Origin of the sequence: Streptomyces meridianus, assembly GCF_023703325.1 — a bacterium.
Lineage (GTDB): Bacteria > Actinomycetota > Actinomycetes > Streptomycetales > Streptomycetaceae > Streptomyces > Streptomyces meridianus.
This window is the reverse complement of sequence record NZ_JAMQGM010000016.1, coordinates 105,033-129,118: the sequence shown is the minus strand read 5'-3', so window position 1 is coordinate 129,118 and position 24,086 is coordinate 105,033. Positions and strand designations below refer to the sequence as shown.

Sequence of the window (24,086 nt, the reverse complement as noted above, 5' to 3'; positions counted from 1 at the left end):
CCCGGGGCCGGCCCCTGCCGTGGCACCCGGCATCGGACATCCGCGCCCTGCCCGGCCGTCCGTACCGGTGCCGCGGAAGTCCCCCGGGTGACGGAAACTCCCCCGGTCGGGCGGCACCGCACGGTGAACCCGGCACGCACCGGACCCGTTCCCTCTGCCGGGTCCGGCATGCGCCGGGCTCCACACCCCCTGCACCGGCGGTTCCCCGCCAGCGGCCCGGCACCCGCCCCGCACCCAGGCCGTTCCGCGACGATGCCCCTTACGCCGGTGTCCCCTCGCCCTTCCGCACACGGCCGGCCGCGGCTCGCGGCTTGCGGCGGCCCATGTGCTTCGCGGAGACCGTCTCGGCCGCCCGGGCGGCCGTCGCCTCCTCGATCCGGTCGGCCCCCGGCGCCTCACGGGTGAAGATGTCCTGACCCACGGCCGTGGACTCCCACACATCGTCCAGCGGCGCCGATCCGGTCAGCAGCCAGGTGGCGCAGATCTGCTCTCCGCCCTCGCTCGTGTAGAGGCCGTTCCAGCAGGTCACCGACCCGGCGTCGTGCTGCTCGTTGCTCCAGGCGACCGTCCAGCCGATGGGGGTTCCGTACCCCTCCTCCGAGGGCGTGTCGTAGCGGCCGACGAGCGTGTAACGCCCCGTCGCGTGGCCCTTCGCCGACACGTACGTTCCGGTGATGCCCCCGAAGGGGTCCGCGGTGAACTGCATGTACGAGCCCAGCTCGTTGTACCAGTCTCCGGTGATGGTCATGGGCTCCTCCTCCAGCGGATAGGCGTCCCCCCACGACCCCTGCCCTCACACTCGCCGACGGACCGCCTCACGACCATGGGCCGTCGGAACCGCGGCGGGGTACGACCTGCCCTCCCGCACTGACCCGACAGGCCCTTGCCCCGCACCGCCTCCGGCCGCACGGCAGCCGTCCCGGGGGCCTGAGGGTCCGTCCCCGGGGACCTTCGGCCCCCTCGCGAGCCACCCGACCGGCGTGGACCCTGGAGGAGAGGACATGAGGAGGGAGGACGTCGTCATGAAGCGTTCGGCAGTCCGGCACGCTCCCGACATCCAGGTCCGGTCCCACGGGGACGTCCCGCCCGGTTCCGCCGAGTACGCGCGCACCAAGGTGCTGGCACTGACCAGTCAGGTGCGGCAACCGATCCTGTTCGCCCGAGTGAAACTCACCTCGATGGCCAATCCCGCGATGGAGCGCCCGGCGCTCGCCCAGGCCAACCTGGACGTCAACGGCCGCCCCGCACGGGCCCATGCCGCGGCCGCAACCATGGCCGAGGCCATCGACGCGATGCAGGATCGGCTCGCCGTACGTCTCGGCCGACTCGACGAGCACTGGGAGGCGCGGCGGGGACGTCGCTCGACAGGCCCGCACGAGTGGCGCCACGGCGACGAACCCACGCACCGCCCGGACTACTTTCCGCGTCCCGTGGACGAGCGCCGGATCGTGCGCCACAAGTCCTTCTCCCTTCCCCGGGAGACCCCGGACGAAGCGGCTTTCGAGATGGAATCGATGGACTACGACTTCCACCTGTTCACCGAAGCCGCTTCGGGCAGCGACAGCGTCATCCACCGCCACGGAGACAGCTACCGGCTCGCCCAGGTGCACCCGCGGCCGGAGTTGCTCGGCCCGGCAGCCGTACCGCTGACGGTCAGCGAGCTCGAACCTCCGCGGATCAGCGTGGAGGAGGCGAAGAAGCGACTGGACATCGGCGGGTTCCCCTTCACGTTCTTCGCCGACGCGTCCACCGGCCGGGGCAACGTGCTCTACCACCGTTACGACGGCCACTACGGCCTGATCACGCCCGCGGAGTGAGGCGGAGGAGTCCGGGAGTTCCACGCGGTTCACACCGCTTGCGACGGAGGCAACCATGACCCAGAGCAGCGCAGAAGGTTCCGGGACCGGTACGGCCCCGGAGGACGTCCAGGGCCGGTTGAGCGTCCTGGAATCGCAGGTACAGGTTCTCGCCCAGGCCGTACGGGCACTCGCCCAAGGGCTGGAGGACATCCCTTCCCAGGACCCGGAGCGAGCGGAACAGGCCGCACGCGGCGCACGCTTGGCGCACGAGCTGCTGCTGGCCGAGAAATTCTGACGAGACGGCGCAGGACCGGCCCATGCGCGGGCGCAGCACCGGAGCGGGCTCGGCGGACTCGGAACGCCTCGCCCGCCCGGCCGGTCACCGCAGTGTTCCGCACACCGCGGATCTGCGCATCGAGGCATGGGGCCCGACCCGCGAACGATGCTTCGCCGAGGCCGTGCAGGCGGTCACCGGGACGTTCGTCGACCTCACCGATGCAACGGGAACCACCCTGCGCAGCACCGTGATCCGGGCGGACCGGGACGAGGATCTGCTCGTGGCCCTGCTCGAGGAGATCGTGTACCGGCTGGACACGGCCGGCGAGGTCCCGGTCGAGGTCGGTCTGACCGCCGTACCGGGTGGACTCGAGGCCGCCTTCCATTGCGCCGCCGTCGGATCGCTGCCGCAGACCGGCGCCGCGCCGAAGGCGGTGACACTGCACGGACTGGCCTGCGACCGGGGGCCGGAGGGCTGGAGCTGCTCGGTGACCCTGGATGTCTGACACCGCGTCACGCACTGTGAAGCCCCGTTTCCGGAGGCAGTGATGGAGATCGTCGAGGAAGGCCCCTTCCGGTTCCGGATACCGCGCGAGGGCGGGATGCGGGTGCCCGGTGTGGTGTTCGCGACCCGCGACCTGCTCCCGGCAGCGGCCGGCGACCAGGCACTGCTCCAGGTGATGAACGTGGCCGCTCTCCCGGGGATCGTCGAGGCCTCGTACGCGATGCCCGACGTCCACTGGGGATACGGCTTTCCGATCGGCGGGGTCGCGGCGACCGACACCGCGGCCGGTGGCGTCGTCTCACCCGGAGGAGTCGGCTTCGACATCTCCTGCGGGGTCCGGCTGCTTGCCGCGGACTGTGACCGTGACCGGCTCGCTCCCCGTCTGCGGTCGCTGATGGACATCCTCGGAAACCGCACCCCGCGCGGGCCGGGCAGGGGCGGGGTGTGGCATCTCGACGCCCGGCAGTTGGCGGAGGTTCTGGTCGGCGGCGCGCGGTACGCGGTGGAACAGGGGCACGGCGTCCGGCGGGACCTGGACCGGTGCGAGGATGCCGGGGTCCTGTCCGGCGCGTCGCCGGAGCAGGTGAGCGAACGCGCCCTGGAACGCGGACTGGGGCAGGTGGGCAGCCTCGGCTCGGGCAACCACTTCCTGGAGGTGCAGGCCGTCGACGCCGTCTACGACGAGAGCGCCGCCCGTGCGATGGGACTGCGCGAACGTCAGGTCTGCGTGATGATCCATTGCGGCTCCCGGGGGCTGGGGCACCAGATCTGCACCGACCACGTGAGAGTGATGGACCGGGCCATGTCCCGCTACGGGATCGAGGTGCCGGATCGCCAGCTGGCCTGCGCTCCCACCCACTCCGACGAGGGTCGCGCCTACTTCGCCGCGATGGCCGCTGCCGCCAACTACGCCCGTGCGAACCGCCAGTTGCTGACGGAGGCCGCGCGCCGGGCGTTCGGTGAGACGGCCGGGTGCGGCCTGGAGCTCGTGTACGACATCTCGCACAACCTCGCCAAGGCCGAGACCCACGACGTCGCCGGGGCCGGGCTGGACCTGTGCGTGCACCGCAAGGGAGCCACCCGTGCGCTGCCGCCGGGGCACCCCGATCTGCCGCGCGATCTCGCAACGGTGGGTCAGCCGGTGCTCATCCCCGGCACGATGGGCACCTCGTCGTACGTGCTGGCCGGGGTCCCGGGCGGCGGTGCGTGGCACTCCACCTGCCACGGTGCGGGCCGCGTGCGCAGCCGCCACCGGGCGGCCCGTGAGGTCGACGGCCGGCGCCTGCGAGCGGACCTGGAGCAGCAGAACGTTGCGGTACGGGCCTCGTCGTGGCGTGGGCTCGCCGAGGAGGCCCCGCAGGCCTACAAGGACGTCGACGCCGTGGTACGCGCCGGCGAGGGTGCCGGGCTGTGCCGCCGCGTCGCCCGACTGGTGCCGCTGGGCGTCGTCAAGGGTTGATCGTCCGTCGCACCAGGTCGGCATGACCGCCGGACGCACCCCCTCAGTGACGTGATCGTTACGGAACGATCTGGACCGGCATGCTTGCATGATGCAGAATCCACGTCGCGTGTTGTCATCGCGTACGGGGTACCGGACAACCGCGAGTGAACACCGGTCAGGGGTCTGCCGTGTACGGGGGATTTTCAGGGGGACAGGGGACAGAGCTGTGCGTGCGCATCGTGAGTACTGGTTGCGGGCTCCGTACTCGAGCCTGCTGCTGAAATCACCCTGCCCGTGACCGGGGCGAGGCGTTCCGGGCTGATCCGTGTCAACTCCCGTGACGTGCACAGCGCTCTGCTCACGCCCTCATCACGCGCGAGGGCCTACGTGCTGCAGCGGATCTGCGGACCCGGTTCTGCACCGACCGACAGGAGCACCCGTGCACATGCCCACTGCGCTTCGGGGCACTGCCGCTGCCGCCCTGGTTCTCCTGGCAGCGGGTTGCAGTGCGGGGGACGAGGGCAGCGGCTTTTCCGGCGCCTCTCATCCGGTGACCGTGCCGGCGACTGTCGCGCCCACCGCAGAGATACCCGGCGCGCCACCACAGGAGCCGGATCCGGTGCCGTCGTTTTCGCAGGACGGTAGAGCGCGAATCCTCCATTACGGAAATGTGGAAGTGCGTGCCACACCTGAGGAGAAGGGCGTTTTCACCACGGTCACGGTTCACAACAACACGGGGGAATCGGAGAATTACGACGTCGAGGTGAGTGTCGGCAACGGTGTCGACTGGGTCGCCTCCAGCACCTTCCGCATCTACGGCGTCCCTGCCCACGGCGTCAAGAGCGAAGCCGGCAACATGGGCGGAACTCACCTCGGTCCCATTCCGCAGCAACCCAAGATCTACATTGACAGGGTCTCCACCTACTGAGGACGACGAGCCCGGGAGGCTCGACGGAGCGAGTCAGCCGCCCCCGTAGAGCCGGTCGAGACCGACCAGCAGGACGTCGCCACGCCGTTCGGCCGCCCGGAGTTCCGGAGAGAACCCCGTGCCGGAGTAGCACGCCGGCCGGGTGGCGCCGACGTCCTCGCCCTGCGCTCCGAGCCGGGTCACCAGCGAACGCATGGCCTCCAGGTGGCGGACACCCATCTCCTCCTCCCAGCAGGCCAGCCCGACCGACAACAGCGGTCCGGGACGCCCCTCGGCCGGGCCGCGAACCACGACATCGGCCTCGGACGCCGTCTCCCGCCCCCGGCCCGGAAGAGAGCCGTGGGACACCTGCACGGGGCTCGCGCCGAAAGTCTCCGGTGCAGCGAAGTCCGTGGCCCACTCCCGGCACACCTGCGCGAAGTGCGGGGGAACGACGCCGGTGTGGAAGAGCGTGCGGGCCCGTTCCCAGACGGTGACGGCGTCCTCGACGTCCAGAGCGGAGCGGTGCGGTGCGACCACGGCGTGGTCGAAGGTCAGCAGCGGTTCGGTGATCCGAAAGCGCCTCACGCCCGGCCGGAACGCATCCGGCTCGCCCCGCAGCAGGCCGAAACCCTGGAGCAGCTCCAGCGCGCGGGAGACGTCGGTGAGCGGGTGCTGGAGACGTTCGGCCACCTCACCGCGGGTCGTGCACCCCGAAGCCACGGCGGTGAGCGTGGAGTGCAGGAGCCCCCGGTCCCAGTGGTCCGCCTCCTCCTCGAGCAGGTGGCGCGCCTCCCGGTACAGCGGCACCCGTGGGTTGAGCACCGTCCTGCACACCCAGGCGTCGAAGTCGTCCACTCCCGAGGGCGCTTCGTCACACACGTAGTCGTGCCGGTAGGCGGGGCTCCCGCCGACGACCGCGTGCGTCAGGACGGCAAGGCGGGGGTCGTCGAGGCCCCAGAACCGCGCGGCCTGCCGGAAGTCCAGCGGCCGCACCACGAGCTGCAGCCGCGCGAGTCCCCGCAACGGCGAGGCCCGCCCGAACAGCTTGTCCATGACGGGCAGCACACTGCCGCACAGGATCATGCGCACCCGGCTCGGCCGGCCCCGGTCGTGCGCCCGGAGGAAGGCGCTGTGGACGACCGAGGGGAGCGAGGGACTCTGGCGGACGAGGTCGGGGAACCCGTCGACCACCACCGGAAGCGGTGCACCACCGCCCAACGCCAGCAGGGCGCCGACGGCATCCGCCCATCCGCGCAGCCGCGCCGGGGCCGAAGCGCCGGTGTGTTCGGCGAGCCGGCCGCCCAGCGCGCGCAGCGACTCGGCCTCCGTCGCGTCCTGCGCGCCGAAGTAGAACCCGCCCGTCGCCCGGGTCAGGGCTTCCAGAAGATACGTCTTGCCCTGTCTGCGCCGCCCGGCGACGGTGCCGAGCGTGGGGCCGGGTCCGCGGTCCTCCGCGAAGCCGGCCAGAGCGTTCCACTCGGCCTCCCGGTCGAACACCGTCCGGGGCTTGGCCAGGCGTGCGTCAGCGGTCACCGGCACGGCCGCTCCCCTCGCTCGGCGGGCCGTCCCGCAGCCCGCAGGGGCTCGTTCGTCCTCGAGCGCCGGCCCGGGAGGGACGAGACCCCGTGCGCGGAACGGTCCGCGTGCTCAGTCTTCCTTCGTTCCGACCCGGATACGGCGGGTGGTGGTGGCGGTCTCGCGCATGGGGGCGCGCACCGTGAGAATTCCGTTCTCGTAGTCCGCGGAGACGTCCTCCTCCTGGACGCCCTCGGGAAGGGTGACAGCGCGGGTGAAGGCCCCGTAGCGGAACTCGGAGCGCTGCTTGTCCTTCCTCTCCTCGCTGCGCTCGGCCTGGATGGTCAGCACCCCGCGTTCGAGGGTGACCTCGACGTCCTTGTCGGGGTCGATCCCGGGAAGTTCGGCGCGCACCACGTAGGCGCCGTCCTCCTCGGTCTCCTCGATGCGGATGAAGTGCGCCTCCGTGGCCGGGGACAGGGCGAAGGGGAACTCCTCGAGCAGTCCCACGAGGTCCGGGTGGTGTCCCGCGAACGGAAACTTCTTGCGCTCGATGGCGGTCATGACGACTCCTCCTCGGTGGCCATGCCTCCACGCTGCCGCACGCCCGGCCCTCCGACCATGGGTCGACGGAACCGCACCGGGGGTACGACCTGCCCCGAGGTCTGCCCATTGGGCCCTTCACGGCCGGCACACGCGGGCACAGCGGTCGGTGGGAAGCGGGGAACTACGGCCGGTCGTCCTCGTCCAGTGTCCGGAGTTCCTCGGCGGAGAGGACCAGATCCACGGCCTGCAGGGATGCCAGGACGGTCGCTGCCCGGGACGAGCCGGGGATCGGGATGACGTGGTCGCCCTGGGCGAGCTGCCAGGCCAGGCAGACCTGCTGCGGGCTGGCTCCCCGCTGCTCGGCGATCCGCGCGAAGGCCGCATGACGCGAGCCCAGCTCGCCCGCGTCCCGCAGCCCGCCGAGCGGTGCCCAGGGCAGGAAGGCGATGCCCTGCTCCCCGCACAGGTCGAGTTCGCCCTGGCTGGTACGGAACCGGGGCGAGTACTCGTTCTGCACGGCGGCGAGGCCCCCTGGGCCGAGGATGCGCTGGGCCATGCGGATCCGGTCGGGATCGGCGTTCGAGATGCCCACCATGCGGATCTTCCCGGCGTCCCGCAGGTCGCGCAGCGCCCCGAGAGTCTCCTCGTAAGGGATCCCGGGGTCCGGACGGTGATGCTGGTAGAGACCGATGGCCTCGGTGCCGAGCGCCTTGAGGGACGCCTCGCAGGCGCGCCGCAGATACTCCGCCGAGCCGTCGAGACCCCAGCTCCCGTCGGCGCTGCGGGTGTGGCCGCCCTTCGTGGCGACGAGCACGCCGGAGGTGTCCCCGCCGAAGGTGGCGAGCGCCTTCGCCACGAGCCGTTCGTTGTGGCCGACGTCGGGGCCGGGGGCGTAGGCGTCGGCGGTGTCGACGAGCGTCACACCGGCCTCGAGCGCAGCGTGGATCACCGCGATCGCCGCCGGCTCCGCAGGGGCGCGCTCCCCCATGGACAGGTTCATCGCGCCCAGCCCGATGGCACTGACCCGGGTGTCGCCGATGGTGCGCTGGAGCATGTCCGACCTCACTGTTCACGTACGGGCCGGTCAGCCTACCCAGCGCTGTCGGCGGGCCGGCCCGCGCACCCCGGCACCCGTCCGGGGCGGCGGCGCGCCGTCGCAGGAAACAGGCGCGGAGGCGCCCGTCCCTGGGATCGTTGATGCACCACTGCGGCGAGCTGCGAGCGAGGAGCGCGATGAGACGGATCGTCCTGATGATGTCGGTGTCCCTCGACGGGTTCATCGAGGGGCACCGGCAGCGCATCGACTGGCACCGGGTCGACGACGAACTGCACACCCACTTCAACGACCGGCTCAGGGCGATGGGGGCGTTCCTGAGCGGTCGGGTCACCCACGAGCTGATGGCCGGGTTCTGGCCGACCGCCGACTCCGACCCGTCGCTCACCGGCCCGATGCGGGAGTTCGCCGCCATCTGGCGGGAGAAGCCCAAGATCGTGTACTCCCGCACCCTGGAGTCGGCCGGCTGGAACACCACCATCAAGCGCGAGGTGGTGCCGGACGAGATCAGGGAACTCACGGCGCAGCCCGGCGGCGACCTGGCGCTCGGCGGGGCGGACCTCGCGGCGACCTTCATGGAGCACGACCTGGTGGACGAGTACCACGTGTGCGTCCACCCCGTCCTGATCGGCGGCGGCAAGCCGCTGTTCCCGGCCGCGGACACCGACCGCCCGCTCCGGCTCATCGAGACGCGGGCCTTCGGCAACGGGGTCGTCCTGCTACGGTACGAGCGCCCCGCGGACGCCGCACGGGGGTGACCGCGCTGCCACAGGTCAGAGCGCTGCCAGGACCTCCCGGGCGACGCGTTCGCCGGAGCGGACCGCGCCGTCCATGTAGCCGTTCCAGAACGTCGACGTCTCGGTGCCCGCCCAGTGGACGCCCCCGTGGGGCCAGCGGATCGCGGGCCCGTACTCGGTCAGCACGCCGGGCGGGGCGAACGCCACCGGCCCGCCGCGCGAGAAGGGTTCGTTGTCCCAGCGCTGGACGACGAAGCCGGTGGGCGACGCCGCGCGCTCGCCGAAGTAACGGGTGTAGTCGGCGACGACTTCGGAGCGGATCTCGTCCTCCGACGCCCCGTCCAGCCGCCGCATCGCGTCGGCCTCGATGAATCCCATCAGCGCGCCGTAGGAGGCATCCGGCGGCGAGTTGTCGAAGGTGACGCGCACGGTGCCTCGGTCACTGACGACCTGGCCGTTCAGACCGTCCGCGCGCCAGAAGGGCTGGGGGTAGACGGCGATGGCCTTGCCGATGGCCCCCATCGGCAACCGCTGCGAGAGCTGGTCGCGGCTCGCGGGCAGCGGCGGGTCCACGTCGATGCGGGCCGCGAGAGCCGGTGGGACCGCCATCACCACGCGCCGGGCGGAGACCGTCAGCGGGTCGGACTCGACCCGCAGCCGCTCCCCCGCCTGCACGATCCTGCGCACCTGCGTGCCCAGCCGGACCCGGTCACCGAGCCGTTCGGCGAGCCTGAGCGGCACGAGCTGCGAGCCGCCGGTGAAGCGGAGCTGCTGCGCGCCGTGGGCGGTGTCCGTGAGCCGCTGAAGGGTTCCCGTCTCCTTCTCGTTGCCCGCGGCGCGGATGTAGAACAGCACGAAGAGCAGGGAGAGTTCCCGCGGCTCCGCGGAGAACACCGAGGTGCATGCGGTGTCGATCAGGAACCGGGCCGAGGGCACAGGGGCGTGGACGGAAAGCCAGCTGTCGAAGGTCTGCCGGTCCCATTCGGCGGCCTTCCCGGCTTCCCAGGGTGCGTCGACCGGCACCTCCTGGGCCATGGAATCGAGCATCTCCTGGACGGCGGCGGCGTTCGCCAGTCCCGCCGGGTCGACGGGCGGGACGGCGCCGAGCGGCCCGTCGGTCGCGTAGGGGGTGCGCTTGCCGTCCTGGTAAAGGAGGTTCTTGCCCTCGTTGTAGGTGGCGAAGGTGGCGACCCCGAGGTCGGCGGCGAGGGCCTTGATCCGGTCCTGGGTCGGGCCGACGAACTCTCCGCCGCCTTCCGTGACACCGCCGCCCGGCAGCTCACGGTTGAGCACCCTGCCGCCGACCCGGTCGCGGGCCTCGAGGACCAGGACGGACGCGCCGCCGGCGGCGAGGTCGCGGGCCGCGGTCAGCCCGGCGAGGCCCGCTCCGACGACGGCCACGTCCACTTCTTCCCCGGCGGCCGAGGGCCTCGCCGCGGCCGGACGTGTGCCGGTCATCGTCACGGCTGCGGCGGCCCCGCCGCCGATCAGCATCCGCCGGGTCATCCCGGGACGTTCGTCGTGCACCACGCTTCTCCTGTCGGCAGGCGGCTCGAGCTGAGGGAACACCCCGGGGCCTGTGCGGCCCGTCAGGCGCGCTCGCGGGCGATGGCCCGGGCGATCCGGCGGGCGTCGATGGCGAGTTCGCGGAACATGCCGCTGATGGGGTTGGTGTAGCCCGTGAAGTACAGACCCGGTGCGCCCTCGGGGGTTCGCGGGCCGTGGACCGTCGGGCGTCCGCGTTCGTCGAGCACGCCCAGGTGCCCCACGATGCCTTCGAGTCCCCGGTCGTAACCGGTGGCGACGACGACCGTGTCGGGGTTGATACGCGAGCCGTCGGCGAGCAGAACCTCCTCGCCCTCGAAGCCCTCGACGGCGGGGACGGGCTCCACGGTCCGGGAGCGGACGGCGGCGATCAGACCCACGTCCTGCACCGGGATGCGGCCGTTCAGCACCTGCGCGTAGAGGCCGGTGGTGGGCCGGGCGAGGCCGTACTCCGACAGATCGGGCACGCTGAGCCGTTCCACGTGCGGCGCGATCCGGTCGACGAGCGTGGGCGGTAGCCGGCGGACCAGGATGCCGGTGGCCTGGCTGGGCCAGCCCGCCGTTGCCCGGCGCAGGATGTGCGGGGGTGTGCGGACGGCGAGCCTGACCCGTGCCGCGCCACCCTCGGCCAGGTCGACGGCGATCTCCGCGCCGGTGTTGCCGCTGCCGACGACGAGCACGTCGCGGCCGGTGTACGGGCCGGCATTGCGGTAGTCGGCGGCGTGCAGCAACTCCCCCGTCCAGGCGTCCCGGCCGGGCCACTCGGGCAGGCGCGGCGTGTGGTTGAAACCGGTGGCGACGACGACCGTGGACGATCCGAACTCCTCGCCGTCGGTGGTGCGCACGCACCAACAGGAGCCGTCCTCGGCGCGCTCGACGTGCTCGACCTCGGCACCGGTGCGGACGTCGAGGTCGTGGTGCTCGGCGTACTGCTCCAGGTAGCGGATCACGTCGTCGCGACGGACCCATCTGCCGTACGCCCGGGGGATGGTGAGGCCGGGCAGCCCCGACAGCCGCCGGGTGGTGTGCAGGCGCAGCCGGTCGTAGTGGCGGCGCCAGGAGGCCGCGACCGCCTCGGACCGCTCCAGCACGACGGCGGGAACGCCGCGCCGTCGCAGTGCGGCGGCGGCCGCGAGACCACCGGGGCCGCCACCGACGACGAGGACGGGCGGACTCGTGGTGTCGGGCATGGTCTTCCTTCCGGGCGTACGGCGTACCGGACGGTAACCGGTCGGGCGGGGACGGGAACAGACCTGTGACGGGTCTTTCTCCGAACGTGGCGCAGTGCTGTTCCCTCCCGGCCCGCCCGTCTATCGAGGAGCTGTCAGATAGGTCAGGAACACCCCGTTCTCGCAGTCCGGCATCTCGCGGATCGCCCAGCGTCCCCGGACCTGCGCGGAGGAGAAGTCCGACTCGGCGTCGTGTTCCTCGACCTCGCCCTCCGCAAGCCGGTAGCCGGCCTTCGGCAGGCGCTTCTGGAGGAAGGACAGGGTGTCCGCGAACCCACCGCGGGTCACGGCGTCGACCACGAGGCGGTGGTCCGACCGGCTTTCCACGCCGGTGACGACGGCGTCGTCGGGGACCGGCAGGTCCTGGGGGAACGCGTCGGGCAGGGATCTGCCGGGACCGCTCGGACAGCCGGCCGGGACGGCCTCCGTCCCGGAGCCCTCACCACCCTTCCCCGCGGCCCGGGTCCTGTGCGCGTCCGGGCCCGTGGCCTGCCCTGCACCCCCGGCGCAGCCCGTGAGGACGAGGGCCGCGCCGGCGAGCAGCAGTGCGGGGACGATCCGCTTCACTTGCGCGCCCCCTCCTTCACCGCACGTCCGTCGGCGGCGTCGTAGGCGCCGTAGAGGGTTGCCCCTGTGCTCTGGCGGCTGATCGTTGCGAGCGCGTCGTAGTTCTGTGCCCCGCCGCTCGCGCACGATCCGGTGCAGCCGTCGGCGTAGGCGACCAGGACGCGCCCGTGGTCGTCGAGGGTGATGTCGTTGAAGTCCAGCAGGTTGCGGTCGTCGCCGCAGGTGGTGCCGCCGGTGCAGATCGACCCCTTCTGGACCGGGTCGTCCGGGGTGGCGTCGACGGTCACCCAGGAAACCCCGCCGTCGTAGGTCGTGGCCACGTAGAGGTGCCACTGGCCGTGGAAGTTCTCGGTGTCCTGGTAGTTGCCGCCGGTCGTGGTGCCGAGGAAGGCGAACGCGGCCCGGTTGTCGTCGCCCGCCGTCACCACGGGGAAGACGGTGTTCCTGATGCCGAGCGATCCGCCGATGCGCTGGTCGTCGACCCAGGTCCGTCCCCGGTCGTGGCTGACGGCGATGCGGGCGGTGCCGTCGCTGTTCTGGTAGCCCATGTAGACGGTGCCGCCGGCTCCGATACCCACGCTGGGATCGGAGTCGCCGGGGGTGCTCCCCGGATTCCTGCGCAGGTCCCAGGACTGGCCGTTGTCACCGGAGACCGCGACCGCCTGGTTTCCGCCGCAGCCCTTGTTCGGGACGTACGCCGTGCCGTCGGGAGCGACCTTGACGTGGCCGTGCAGGCCGCCGCAGTCGAGCAGCGAGTACATCGGGACGGCGGGGCCGTAGGTCAGGCCGCCGTCCCGGCTCGCCGCGCAGGAGGCGTCGGCGATGTCCTGCGAGCAGTAGTAGACGGCGTTCGGATACGACGTCAGCGCTCCCGGGCCATTGGGCGAGAAGGGTCCGCCGCCGATGGTCTGGTGGTCCACACCGGAGTTGATGCCGGAGCCGGCGGTCGGGGTCCAGCTCTCGCCGTCGTCGTCGGTGAAGCAGGTCAGCGCCGTCTTGCCGGCGAGCTGGGACTCGAAGGTCCGGTTCGTCCGCGGGTCGGTGAACAGGATCGGGTCCAGGCTGGTGCTGCTGCCCTGCGGGCAGCCGTTGGCGGTCTTCGCGCTCTTGTCCTGCCAGGTGCCGTTGCCGGCGGCGTCGTAGGTGACCTTGAGGGTCGAGGTGTAGGCCTGGAACATCGCGGCGCCCGTCTTACGGTCCACGCCGATCGACGGCTCGCCCGCGTTGTGGGCGTCGTCGATGCTGTCCGGGGCGGACGAGTTGCCGTACGTGGGCGGTGTGGCCGTGCTGGGCGGCGGATCGGCCGGGATCGACACCAGGGAGGCCTTGCCGGTGAAGCTCTCGCCGAGCGGGGCGTACGGCACGACGCGCACGGTGTACGTCCGCGAGACCGCCGGGAGGATCACCGTCTCGGGGTCGCTGGACGAGGCGGCGGCCGATATCTCGTCGCCGGTCTTCGCGTCCAGGACGTAGAGGTCGAAGTCGGCCGCGGAGTTGGGCCACGTGATGTCGATGCGCACGTTGTGGTCGGCGTCGTATCCGCTGGGGACCTTGACGTCGAGGGTGTAGTCGTCGCAGGCCTGCGGAGCGTCGCAGACCGGACTGCCCGCGGCGCCGGTCGTGTTGGGCACGGCGAAGGGCCCGGCCGACCAGGACGCGGCAGGCGAGGCGTCGCTGATCTCGCCGGAAGGGGGAGTGGCGGCGCGGGCGGGGAACGACAGTGCGCCGGCGAGAGTCAGGACGGCCGTGCAGGCGAGAACGCGTCTTCGCCATCGGGGCTGCGAACTGCGCGGCGTGCCTCCGGCGGAGGCGTAACGGAGTGGAGCGCGGTGAATCCTCACGGATGTCCTCCTGGTGCGAAGGAGGGCCTGGGGGGTGAGAGGCCAGGCGCAGCAGGAGCAGAGACTGCGGACATGACGGAGTTTCACAACCGGAAGTACATGCTCCTGACAGCGCCCAGGGCGAGTATCGACTCCCGGGGGGCGGTGCACAAGAGTCGAGCGCCCGCAGGCCGTGAACAGAGGGCGGGCCGGTGGTCGCTTCGCGCCGGTGGAAGCGGTCCGGCCCGGCCGCCGGCCCGAGGGCACGGCGACCGGGCCGACAGGCCGGTCCCGGATCGGCCGACACCCGATCCGTCAGGCTCAGTAGAGGTTCACGTTGTACTTGCCCAGCGCCTCGGTGACGGGCTGGTAGAACGTCGTGCCGCCCGCGCTGCAGTCCCCGCTGCCGCCCGAGGTGATCCCGAGCGCCTTGGTCCCGTCGTAGAGCGGGCCGCCCGAGTCGCCGGGCTCGGCACAGACGTTGGTCTGGATCATTCCGCGGACCGTTCCGCCGCCGCTGTAGTGGACGGTGACGTCGAGCGCGGTGACCTTGCCGCTGTGCGTGCCGCTGGTGGATCCGGTGCGCTTGACCGACTCGCCCACGTAGGCGTTGGCCGCGCTGTAGCCGCCGGGGTGGCTCAGCGAGGTGTTGTCGTAGCGGACGAGGGCGTAGTCGTTGCCCGGGAAGCTGGAGCCGACCGTCGCGCCGATGAGGGTGGACTGACTCGAGTTGGCGTACCAGGTGTTGGCCACGTCTCCGCAGTGTCCGGCGGTGAGGAAGTAGTAGGTGCTGCCGCTGACCACGTTGAAGCCGAGGGAACAGCGGTAGCCGCCGCCGTAGATGGCGTCGCCGGCGGACAGCAGCGGGGTGAACACCCCCTTGGCGCGCTCGAATCTGATGGCACCGGCCTCGTCGCCGGCCTGCTTCTGGATTTTCGCCTTCTCGGCGCCGGACACGGTGCTGTCGACGGTCACGACGACGCGGCCGGACTTCTCGTCCACGTGCCAGGCCGTTCCGCCGACATCCGCACGCTGCACCGCATCACTCACGCGCTGGAGTTGGTCCGCACTGTACGTCGCGCCCGATGCAGCGTTGGCGCTGGGAACCCCGAACGCCGCGACCGCCACGAGCCCGGCTGCCGCGGCAAGAAGCCCGGCGCTCCGGGAGACACCTGAACGAGAAGTGCTGCGCTGGATCCTCACTGCTGTCCTCCTCAGACATGGGAGGGCCCGGGGGGTGAGAGGCCCGTGGTGCCGTGCGCAGGCGGGAGACGCCGTTACGAAAACTGGCGTGCTCCTGACAGGCGCTGTTGGAGTATCGGCCGTGCAGCCCGCTCGCACAAGAGGGCAGGAGCACGGTGCGGGACGCGAGGACGGCGCCCCCGTCACCCCCGCATCAGAAGGCTCCCGGAGCCCCCTCGGTCTCACCGATCATCGCGTGCAGCCGTTCGGCCGCTGCCCGGCCGAACTCCGGATCATTGAGGTCCGTGTCCATCGACGTCACCTCGACCGGACTCCCGGACAGGCCCTCGCGGAGTGCCGTGAAGAGGGCTTCGTCGGCGTCCGCGTCATGGTACGGGCCGCCGGGCGCCCCCAGGGTGGACAGTCCCCGCAGCGGAAGACGCAGGGCCGTCGCCCCCTTCGCCTCCCGCAGTTTCGCCGCGACGTGCCTTCCGAGCCGGGCGCATTCGTCCGCGGACGTCCGGATCACCGTGATGGAAGGGTTGTGCACCAGAACGCGACGGTCGCGGACGTGGTCCGGAAGGGAGTCCAGCGGCCCGTACTTCACCATGTCGAGCGCACCCGGCGCTGTCACCTGCGGAATACCCCGGCGCCCCGCGGCGCGCAGCCGGTCCGGGCCGGCGGAGAGCTTGCCGTCCAGCAGATCGTCCGCGATCTCGCAGAGCGTCAGGTCCAGCACGCCGGCCAGCAGCCCCTGATCCGCGAGAGCTTCCATCGACCGGCCGCCGGAACCGACGGCGTGGAAGACCAGTACCTCGTAGCCGAGTTCGACGAGCCGCTCCCGCGCCGCGTCGACGCCCGGGGTCGTCACGCCCGCCATCGTCGCCGCCACCAGCGGTCTGCCGTCCGAGGCGAGGTCCACCGACCGTTCGGCGCGAGAGGCGGCGTAGCCCCGGGCCATTCCGGCCATCGCGTCCGCAGCGTTGGCGAGGATCGGCGCCGAGACCCGGTTGACGCCGGCGATGTCGACGATGCTGAACATCATCGCGATGTCGCTCGCCCCCACGTACGGCGCCACATCGCCGGAGACCATCGACGACACCATCAACTTGGGTACGCCCAGAGGGAGTTCGCGCATCGCGCGGGTGGCGATCGACGTGCCGCCGCTACCGCCGAGCGCCAGGAGCCCGTGCAGGCCGTCCGCTGCGTGCAACCGGCGGGCGATCTCCGCTGCGCCCCGCGCCATGACGGTCACCGCTGCCCCGCGGTCCCCGTCGGCCCGCAGCACTTCGACGTCGGCGCCCGCGGCGCGGGCCACCTCGCCGCGCTCGATGTCGGGCCGCACCCGCGGCTCCCCGTAGGTGCCGGCATCGATGAGGACCGTGCGCACCCCGGCGGCGTGCAGACGGTCCCTCAGCCAGCCGTACTCCACGCCTTTGGTGTCCATGGTCCCCACGAGCGCAACGATCGCCATGACCCGTAGTGTTCGGGATCTTCCCGAACGTGACAAGGGTGCCGTCGACCCCGCCCCGGACGGCGCGGCCGACGGGTGTCACATGTTCCTTGCGCCCTCCACGATGGCCTCGCGGATCCGGTGGTAGGTACCGCAGCGGCAGATGTTGCGGATCGCGTCGAGATCCGCCTCTCCGACTTCACGGCCCTCCTCCCTCGCCTTCCTGACCACGGCGACGGCCGTCATGATCTGGCCCGGCTGGCAGTAGCCGCACTGTGCGACGTCCCGTTCCAGCCAGGCCCGCTGCATCGGGTGCAGTTCCTGGTCCGAGGTGTCCGCGAGACCCTCGATGGTGGTGATCTCGTCCCCGGGGTCGACGTCCTGGACCCGTACCGCACACGGGTTGAACGCCTTGCCGTTGATGTGGCTGGTGCAGGCCCGGCAGACCTCCAGTCCGCAGCCGTACTTGGGCCCGGTGACGCCGAGGATGTCCCGCAGGACCCAGAGCAGGCGTACGTCGTCCTCGGCTTCGACCGTGACCTGCTCGCCGTTGAGTGTGAAGGTGTGGGTGGGCACGGCTTGCTCCTCAGTGGGCGTGCTCGAGTCCGTCGGTGGGCGACTGCGGGATCGGGGGCTGGACCGGCTCCGGCTCGAAGGCGAGTTCGTCGTCGTGGTTGATGGGGAACGTGGTCGGCATCGTGCCGGTGGCCCTGGCATAGGCACAGGCGACGGCAGCCATGGCGGCGGGAACTCCCAGCTCTCCGGCGCCGCCGGGCTTGCCGGTGGTCGGCGGCATCACGATGATCTTCAGCTCGGGCGGTGTGTTCCACTGGCGGGTGTAGAAGTAGTTGTCCCAGCTGCCCTCCAGGAAGTACCCGTCCTTCAGATGGAGGCTGGAGGTGAGCGCCAGCGCGATCCCGTCCATGATCCCGCCCATCATCTGGGCCTCCAGGCCACGGGGGTTGACCGCCAGACCCACGTCGACGGCGCACACGACCTTGGTGACCCGCGGCCCGGTGACTCCGTCGCGCACCTCCCGGTCCGTCGTCTCGGGCCGGCAGTCCATCTCGACGAGCGCCGCGACGACGCCGTGGTACTCGGGGTGCACGGCGATGCCCTGCGCCGTGCGGGACGGCATCGTACGGCCCCAGTCACCGGCCTCGGCCACCTTCTCGAGCACGGCGAGGGCGCGCTCGTCCTTGAGGAACTCACGGCGGAACCGGTAGGGGTCCTTCTTCATGCCCGCGGCGAGCCGGTCCACGACGAGTTCCTGGGCGACGCGGACGTTGGGCGAGTAGATGTTGCGCATGCTGCCGGTGTTGAAGCCCTGGTCGACCTCGGACAGCAGCTGCGTGGTGGCGCCGAACCGGTAGGGCGACTGCTGGGTGAGCGTGAAGATCGTCTCGGCGAAACCGAGGTTGCCGGCCGGCAGCTTGGATGCCATCCGCGTGATGATCTCGCCCAGCCCGTGCGTGAAGTCCGTCGAAATGCTCGTGTGCCGCTGCTCGTAGCTGAGCACGTTGCCTGCGGCGTAGGTGGCCCGGACCCGGGAGGTGCACATCGGGTGGGTGCGGCCCTGCCGGAAGTCGTCGGTGCGGTGCCACATGAGTTTGACGGGTTTGCCCATCTTCTGCGAGATCTCGGCGGCCTCGATCGCCGCGTCGAAGAACAGCTTGCGCCCGAACGAGCCGCCGCCCTCGGTGACATGCACGGTGACGGCGTCCTGCGGCAGCCCCAGCTTCTTCGCGATGGTCTGCTGGGCGACGATCGGCGACTTGAGCCCGGACCAGATCTCGGCGCGGTCGCTGCGGACGTCGGCGACGGCGGAGTTGGGTTCGAGGGCGCTGTTGCTGGCGAAGTGGAAGGTGAAGTCGCCCTCGACCGTCTTCGTCAGCGGGCCGAGCTTCGGCACGGCCGGCGGGATCTCGGCCTTCCGCAGCTCGCTCAGCACGGAGGCGTCGGACTTGCCCTCCGCCGATCCCGGGCCCCAGGTCACCCGCAGGGCGCGGACGGCGTCGATGCACTGGCCGAACGTCCTGCCGCGCACCGCGACACCCGTGCCGACCACGGCGACGTCGGTGATCCCCGGCATCGCCTCGACCTCGGCCCGGTTGCGAACGGACTCCACTGTGCCGTTGATCGTCGGCGGGCGGCACACCATGGTCGGCAGCGCGCCCTCCACCCGGAGGTCCGTCGCGAACTTCTTGCGGCCGGTGACGATGTCGACGGCGTCGATCCGGCTGCGCGGGGTGCCGATGACCGTGAAGTCCGAGCGTTCCTTCAGCTCGACGGACACCTGCTTCGTCGCGACGCTCGCGGCCTTCTTCGCCAGCGACCCGTACGTGGCGCGTCGTCCGCCCTCGGAGGTGATGACGCCGGCGCGGCCGGTCAGCCGGGACACGGCCTCGCCGAACTCGGCGGCGGCGGCCTCCAGCAGCCGGCCCTTGGCCAGGGCGGCCGCCACCCGGATCGGGGTGTAGGTGGAGATGGTGGTGTTGGACGCGCCGGTGAGCTGGTTGAACAACAGCTCGGGGCGGGCGTCGGCGAGGGTGATGCGGACCTTGTCCAGCGGCAGGTCGAGCTCCTCGGCGACCAGCATCGCGCTGGAGGTGGTGATGCCCTGGCCGACCTCGGCACGCGGCAGGTCGAGGGAGGCCGTGCCGTCGGAGTGCAGCCGGACACTGATCAGGTTGGCCGTCGGCAGGGCCGCATCCGTGAGCATGTCGTTGAGGTCGTACAGCTCGGGCGGCTGGGGAGGCGTGGGGATCGCCGCCTGGGCGGTGCCGGCAGCCGGCCCCCAGTCCCCCAGTTCCGCTGCGGCGACCAGGGTCGGCGCCGCCAGCAGATAGCCGAGGAACCGGCGTCGGCCGCTGCCGGCCGGCTGGGACTCGTCGGGCGGAGGTGTGGGGGGCGGGGTGCCCATGGGGGATCCTCTCGACGGACCTGGAGGCGCGGATCCGGAGGACACGGCAGTCGGCCCACCCGGAGCGCGCAGCCATGATGCGCAGGCCGACGGTCCGGAGTACACCCACGGAACAGCGATTTTTCGGGTGGGCGACGGGAGCGGCGTCCCCGGGAAGGTCCCGGGGACGCCGGTGTCGGGCCGGGGATCAGACGCCGGGGATGCCCCGATCGGCGAACGCCTGCCGGACCGTGTCGGCCTTCCGGTCCCCGTACATCTCACGGGCCGTGGCGATCGTCTGCCGAGCGGCGGCGGCGAAGCTCGTGTCCGGGGCGAACCCGAACTGCGCGTTGACGATGATCCGGTCGGCGGTGCGGGCCCCCAGGGCGCCCCGGATGTCGAACAGCGCCCGGGACCAGATCTCCCCGTCGGCGTGCACGCTGCCGGTCCGGTCCGCGTACACCTTGTCCGTGTCGGTCCGGCGCAGGCAGTGCGGGGCCGCGGAGGTGTAGCTCACCGAATCCCAGTCCGCGACGCAGGCCAGGTCGGCCCGGCGCGGCCACCCGTACGCCGTGCGCGCGTGCTCCCCGACCGTGACGGCGAGGTAGTCGCCGAAGCCCTCCCCGATGGAACCGGCCTCCACGGACGTTCCGAAGCCGGGTACCTGGGCGTGGTGCACCGCGTGACCGTACTCGTGGACGATCACCTCCGCGTCCTCGGCGTCGTCCACCCCGCCCTTGCCCAGCCGGATCTCTGCCTTCTTGTCGGTGAAGAAGGAGTTGTCGGCTCCCCACTGGTTGATGCGCACCGGCTGCTGCCGGGCGTTCGCACCGGGCAACTCGCTGCCGAAGCCGAGGCCTTGCAGGTACTCCTGCGCCTCGTTGACCCAGAAGTACGCCATGACCTGCTCGAACTGGTCGGCGGACCGGTCGTACGCGTAAGCGCCGCCGACGGGCCGGGCCGGTGCGCCGGTCTCGGAACGTATGGAGACCCATCTGCCGTCGAGCGCGCCGCTGCCGTCGAGGTTGCGCAGCCGCGCCGTGGCGTAGGCGGTGGCCGGTACCGCGTCGGACGCGTCCTTGCCGTCGGTCAGTTGCTGGTCCCCACCCGACTGCACCGGGTTGACCATGAACACCTGCGCCGACGGGTCGCCGTCGGCCGAGGCGACACCCGCCGGCGGACCGAGGGTGGTGAGCGCCAGTGCGCCGATCGACGCAGCCAGCAGGCGGCGGTTGATGCGGTGGAACATGCTGTCCTCCGTGTGACCCGGGTGGGGGGTGGCTCACGCAGCGGAAGCATGCCTCGGGCGGGCCCTGTTGACCAGGGTGCGCCCCTCCCGGGGCGGGCTCAGGCCCGGGGACGGCCGCTCTGGCCGGAGTCGCGCCGGCTCCAGTCCAGAAGTTCGCCCGCCGTGCGCTGCGTCTCGTCGGCCGTCGCTCTGGCGGCGGCGACCACGTCCCCGTGCTCGTGCACCAACTGCTGGTAGATGGGCGATTCGACGTCTGCGAGTGTGCTGTTCACGCTTCCTGCTTCCTTCGTGGGTCGGGGGCTCGCCTGCTCCGAGCCGGAGTTCCCGTCGCGGGCCGGTGCCGTCCGCCGGCAGCCGTGGGGTGTCGATCCGGCGATCGCATTCCCTGGCCCCGGGTGTTCATGCGGCAGTGGGGATGCGGTGTGCGCCACGGGCCGACCTGCGGACCAGCACTTCCGCGGCCGGTCCGGTACCGGACCGGCGGATCAATGGATCTGGCGGCGGACCAGCTCGTGGAACATGCCACCGGTGTCGGCCAGCAGGTCGTCGGGCCGACCCTGCTGGAGGACCCGGCCCTCCGACATGACGACCACCCGGTCGGCGTCCATGACGGTCGACAGCCGGTGGGCGATCACCACCCGGGTCGCCTGGAGCTTGCGGGTGCTCTCGATGACCACGCGCTGCGTCTCGTTGTCCAGCGCGCTGGTCGCCTCGTCGAAGAACAGGATGCGGGGCTTCCTGATGAGTGCCTGGGCGATCATGAGGCGCTGCCGCTGGCCGCCGGAAACGGTGCCGCCGCCGTCGGAGAGCATGGTGTGCATCCCCATCGGCATGGCCTTGATGTCCTCCGCGAGGCCCGCCATGGCCGCGGCTTCCCACGCCTCTTCCAGCGAGAACATCTCCGATCCGCAGATGCAGTCGAGGATCGACCCGGTGAAGGGCTGCGAGTTCTGCAGCACCACGCCGCACTGCCGGCGTACGGCGGCCTGGTCGAGGGCCGTGAGGTCCTGGCCGTCGTAGGTGACGTCGCCCGAGGTGGGCCGGTCGAAGCCGATCAGCAGACGCAGCAGGGTGGACTTGCCGCAGCCGCTCGCCCCGACGATGGCGACGAACTCGCCCGGCTGGACGCGGAACGACACGTTGTCGAGGACCAGCGGGCCGTCGTCGGAGTAGCGGAAGGAGACCTGCCGTGCCTCGATCGCCCCTGACAGGGTGCCGGGCTGGGTGCTGCCGCCCTTCACCTCGGGGAGCTCGTTGAGCACCGGCTTGATCTGCTCGAACATCGGCAGGACGGCCGCGGCCGAGATGAGCGCGCCGGTCAGCTGGGTGACGGAGGTCAGCATCATCGTGACCGAGGTGTTGAAGGTGAGGAACGCGCTCGGCGACAGGCTTCCGCGGGCCGGCCCCGCGAGCAGCATGAACATGATGAGCGCGCAGAGCGGCAGGTAGACCGCGTTGACGACCGTGATGATGTTGCGGATCCGGCCGACCCGTTGCTGGAGTTCGCGGCTGCGCGCGAACTCCCCGGCCCAGGCGGCGTAGGCGAAGCTCTCCGCGGCGGCCACCCGGAGCTTGGGAAGACCCCGCAGCGTCTGGAACGCCTTGTTGTTGAGCTTGTTGTTGAGCTCGACCAGCTTGCGCTGCCACCGCAGCTGCCACAGCCCCATGCCGAGGAAGACGGCTCCGATGACGAGCAGCATGGCGATGGCCGTCAGGGCGAGCGGGACACTGAACCAGAGCAGCAGCACCAGGTTCACCGCGCCGACCGTGCCCGACTGCACCGCCACCGAGCTGATGCCCGACAGCACCCGGCGGATGGTGCTGATCCCCATGGCGGCCTGGGCCAGTTCGCCGGTGGAACGCCGGCTGAAGAACCGGGTCGGCAGCCGCAGCAGCCGGTCCCACACCGCCGGTTGGAGGGTGGCCTCGATGCGGCCCTCCATGCGGAGGATCGAGACGTTCTGCATCAGCCCGAACGCGGCCGCGGCGATGCTCGTGATCACGATCGAGAGGGAGACCTGCACGATCAGGTCCGTCTCGGCGTTCGGCACGTAGACGCCGAGCACCTTGCCGGTCGCGATGGGCACCAGCGCGCCCAGCAGGACCGTGACGAGCCCGCCCAGCACCAGGTTCCGGACGTCCGTGCGGGTACCGCGCAGGCTGAAGCGCAGCAGCCGCCGCATGCCCACCGGCTCGTCCGGCAGGGGGCGGTAGAACATGACGGCGCGAGGCTCGAACGCGTTCGCGTTGTCCTTGTCGATTCTTCGCCGCCGGCCCGAGCCGGGGTCGACCGCGTCGTAGCCGCCGCGCCGCCACATCAGGGCGACGGGGGCCCCGGTCTCCTCCAGGTAGCCGACCAGCGGGCCCGCGTACTCCCGCCACCAGCGGTCCGAGAGCTTCACCACCCGAGTGCGGAACCGCGAGCTCAGTGCGATGCGTTCGACGGGGCTCAGCCGGCTGCTGAGGCTGCCGCCGTCGGTGGGCGGCGTGAACGCGATACCGGACTCCTCGGCCACCATGCGGCAGACGGCGATGGTGGCGTCGTCGGCGCGGGCGCCACGGCGGGAAGCCGCGCCGGCGGACTTGTTGATCGAGGCCAGCAGAGCCTGGTCGGCCTGGGCGCGGACGGCCTTGCCGGCCCGGATGCCCTCGGCGGCGCGGTCCTCGTGGGCGCGCTCGAGCTGCTCGATCCAGTGGTCCAGCGCGAACAGCAGCCGGGACTGCTGGTTGACCATGCGCTGCCAGGTCGATCCCTCGACGAGCAGGTCGGCGGCGGCGTCCGCACTGTACGCGGCGCCGTACTGGACGCTGCCCGGGTCCAGCGGCATCCACTGGATCTCGTCGTCCGGCGAGTCGTAGTCACCGCCCGCCAGGGCACCGCCCGGCGCCGCGTCGCCGGGGCCGCGTCCGTGCCGTCCGTCGGCCGGGGCCTCGAAGAGCACCCGCATGCTGCGCCCGATACCCCGGGCGAACGCCTGCTCGAGGGGGCTGAGCATGCCGTCGGCCCCGGTGAAGGACCAGGCGCCGGTGTCGTCGACGCCGTACTCGTGCTCGGGCCGGTACAGCTCGCGCAGCTGGATCCGGCGCAGCACCAGGCCCTGGAGAGGCCGTGCGGCGAGGGTGTGCTGGGGGCCCTCGACCGGGCCCATCAGCAGGGTTCCGGTGCGGAGCCGGCCGAGGAAGTGCCAGTGCCCCTGCTGGGCGGCGTCGATCGCGAACAGGTCCATCGCGCCGTCGACGACGAGCCACAGGACGTGCGGGCCCTCCAGCGAGAAGCTGCGCAGGCCGGTGCAGTCGATCGACTCGCCGAGGCCCCCCATGGCGCCGACCACCACATCGCCGGGACCACCGCCGGC

General features: G+C 71.5%; 21 protein-coding genes. 6 read left to right on the top strand and 15 right to left on the bottom strand.

Annotated elements, in window-relative coordinates:
- Positions 1 to 259 precede the first annotated feature (259 nt).
- Positions 260 to 748 carry an avidin/streptavidin family protein gene (locus tag M1E25_RS07660; protein ID WP_251411676.1) on the bottom strand — a complete coding sequence of 163 codons (489 nt, stop codon included), beginning with the start codon at positions 746 to 748 and terminating at the stop codon, positions 260 to 262.
- Positions 749 to 1,001: 253 nt separating this feature from the next.
- Between M1E25_RS07660 and M1E25_RS07655 the strand changes: the two genes are divergently transcribed.
- The 5 genes from M1E25_RS07655 to M1E25_RS07635 all read left to right on the top strand — a co-directional run bounded on the left by M1E25_RS07655 (position 1,002) and on the right by M1E25_RS07635 (position 4,949).
- Positions 1,002 to 1,817, top strand: a complete 816-nt coding sequence (locus M1E25_RS07655) for a sigma 54 modulation/S30EA ribosomal C-terminal domain-containing protein (protein ID WP_251411674.1) — start codon at positions 1,002 to 1,004, stop codon at positions 1,815 to 1,817.
- Positions 1,818 to 1,872: 55 nt separating this feature from the next.
- The gene (locus tag M1E25_RS07650; protein ID WP_251411671.1) at positions 1,873 to 2,094 is read left to right on the top strand and encodes a hypothetical protein; all 222 of its coding nucleotides are present in this window, start codon (positions 1,873 to 1,875) and stop codon (positions 2,092 to 2,094) included.
- Between the two features lie 22 nt (positions 2,095 to 2,116).
- Positions 2,117 to 2,581, top strand: a complete 465-nt coding sequence (locus M1E25_RS07645) for an archease (protein ID WP_251411668.1) — start codon at positions 2,117 to 2,119, stop codon at positions 2,579 to 2,581.
- Between the two features lie 42 nt (positions 2,582 to 2,623).
- Complete coding sequence (locus tag M1E25_RS07640; RefSeq protein ID WP_251411664.1) at positions 2,624 to 4,039, top strand: RtcB family protein; 1,416 nt, start codon at positions 2,624 to 2,626, stop codon at positions 4,037 to 4,039.
- 658 nt (positions 4,040 to 4,697) lie between these two features.
- Positions 4,698 to 4,949 carry a hypothetical protein gene (locus M1E25_RS07635; RefSeq protein ID WP_251411661.1) on the top strand — a complete coding sequence of 84 codons (252 nt, stop codon included), beginning with the start codon at positions 4,698 to 4,700 and terminating at the stop codon, positions 4,947 to 4,949.
- 33 nt (positions 4,950 to 4,982) lie between these two features.
- Here M1E25_RS07635 and M1E25_RS07630 read toward each other — a convergent pair whose 3' ends face one another.
- From M1E25_RS07630 to M1E25_RS07620, 3 genes are all read right to left on the bottom strand, one after another.
- Complete coding sequence (locus M1E25_RS07630; protein WP_251411658.1) at positions 4,983 to 6,464, bottom strand: AAA family ATPase; 1,482 nt, start codon at positions 6,462 to 6,464, stop codon at positions 4,983 to 4,985.
- 114 nt (positions 6,465 to 6,578) lie between these two features.
- Complete coding sequence (locus tag M1E25_RS07625) at positions 6,579 to 7,010, bottom strand: Hsp20/alpha crystallin family protein (RefSeq protein ID WP_251411655.1); 432 nt, start codon at positions 7,008 to 7,010, stop codon at positions 6,579 to 6,581.
- Between the two features lie 163 nt (positions 7,011 to 7,173).
- Complete coding sequence (locus tag M1E25_RS07620; protein ID WP_251411652.1) at positions 7,174 to 8,046, bottom strand: aldo/keto reductase; 873 nt, start codon at positions 8,044 to 8,046, stop codon at positions 7,174 to 7,176.
- A 179-nt stretch (positions 8,047 to 8,225) separates the two neighbouring features.
- Here M1E25_RS07620 and M1E25_RS07615 point away from each other — a divergent pair, with 179 nt between their 5' ends.
- The gene (locus tag M1E25_RS07615; RefSeq protein ID WP_251411650.1) at positions 8,226 to 8,804 is read left to right on the top strand and encodes a dihydrofolate reductase family protein; all 579 of its coding nucleotides are present in this window, start codon (positions 8,226 to 8,228) and stop codon (positions 8,802 to 8,804) included.
- A gap of 15 nt (positions 8,805 to 8,819) precedes the next feature.
- Here M1E25_RS07615 and M1E25_RS07610 read toward each other — a convergent pair whose 3' ends face one another.
- From M1E25_RS07610 to M1E25_RS07560, 11 genes are all read right to left on the bottom strand, one after another.
- On the bottom strand, positions 8,820 to 10,289 hold the full coding sequence (locus M1E25_RS07610; RefSeq protein ID WP_251411700.1) for a flavin monoamine oxidase family protein: 1,470 nt from the start codon (positions 10,287 to 10,289) through the stop codon (positions 8,820 to 8,822).
- Between the two features lie 83 nt (positions 10,290 to 10,372).
- On the bottom strand, positions 10,373 to 11,518 hold the full coding sequence (locus tag M1E25_RS07605; RefSeq protein WP_251411647.1) for a flavin-containing monooxygenase: 1,146 nt from the start codon (positions 11,516 to 11,518) through the stop codon (positions 10,373 to 10,375).
- A gap of 120 nt (positions 11,519 to 11,638) precedes the next feature.
- Positions 11,639 to 12,124 (bottom strand): lipoprotein, encoded by a 486-nt coding sequence (locus tag M1E25_RS07600; protein WP_251411644.1) that lies wholly within the window; start codon positions 12,122 to 12,124, stop codon positions 11,639 to 11,641.
- Complete coding sequence (locus M1E25_RS07595) at positions 12,121 to 13,965, bottom strand: sialidase family protein (RefSeq protein WP_251411641.1); 1,845 nt, start codon at positions 13,963 to 13,965, stop codon at positions 12,121 to 12,123. Before M1E25_RS07595 ends, M1E25_RS07600 begins: the two co-directional genes overlap by 4 nt.
- A gap of 300 nt (positions 13,966 to 14,265) precedes the next feature.
- Entirely contained in the window at positions 14,266 to 15,147 is an 882-nt protein-coding gene (locus M1E25_RS07590; protein WP_251411638.1) for a S1 family peptidase, read from the bottom strand.
- A gap of 193 nt (positions 15,148 to 15,340) precedes the next feature.
- Positions 15,341 to 16,600: a Tm-1-like ATP-binding domain-containing protein gene (locus M1E25_RS07585; protein WP_251411636.1), complete on the bottom strand. Its 1,260-nt coding sequence runs from the start codon at positions 16,598 to 16,600 to the stop codon at positions 15,341 to 15,343.
- A gap of 78 nt (positions 16,601 to 16,678) precedes the next feature.
- Complete coding sequence (locus tag M1E25_RS07580) at positions 16,679 to 17,155, bottom strand: (2Fe-2S)-binding protein (protein WP_251411632.1); 477 nt, start codon at positions 17,153 to 17,155, stop codon at positions 16,679 to 16,681.
- A 10-nt stretch (positions 17,156 to 17,165) separates the two neighbouring features.
- On the bottom strand, positions 17,166 to 19,502 hold the full coding sequence (locus M1E25_RS07575; protein WP_251411630.1) for a molybdopterin cofactor-binding domain-containing protein: 2,337 nt from the start codon (positions 19,500 to 19,502) through the stop codon (positions 17,166 to 17,168).
- Between the two features lie 187 nt (positions 19,503 to 19,689).
- Positions 19,690 to 20,730: a M36 family metallopeptidase gene (locus M1E25_RS07570; protein WP_251411627.1), complete on the bottom strand. Its 1,041-nt coding sequence runs from the start codon at positions 20,728 to 20,730 to the stop codon at positions 19,690 to 19,692.
- 98 nt (positions 20,731 to 20,828) lie between these two features.
- A complete protein-coding gene (locus M1E25_RS07565) occupies positions 20,829 to 21,002 on the bottom strand; it encodes a hypothetical protein (RefSeq protein ID WP_251411624.1) in 174 nt (57 codons plus the stop codon).
- 213 nt (positions 21,003 to 21,215) lie between these two features.
- Positions 21,216 to 24,050 carry an NHLP bacteriocin export ABC transporter permease/ATPase subunit gene (locus M1E25_RS07560; protein WP_251411697.1) on the bottom strand — a complete coding sequence of 945 codons (2,835 nt, stop codon included), beginning with the start codon at positions 24,048 to 24,050 and terminating at the stop codon, positions 21,216 to 21,218.
- Positions 24,051 to 24,086: the final 36 nt, after the last annotated feature.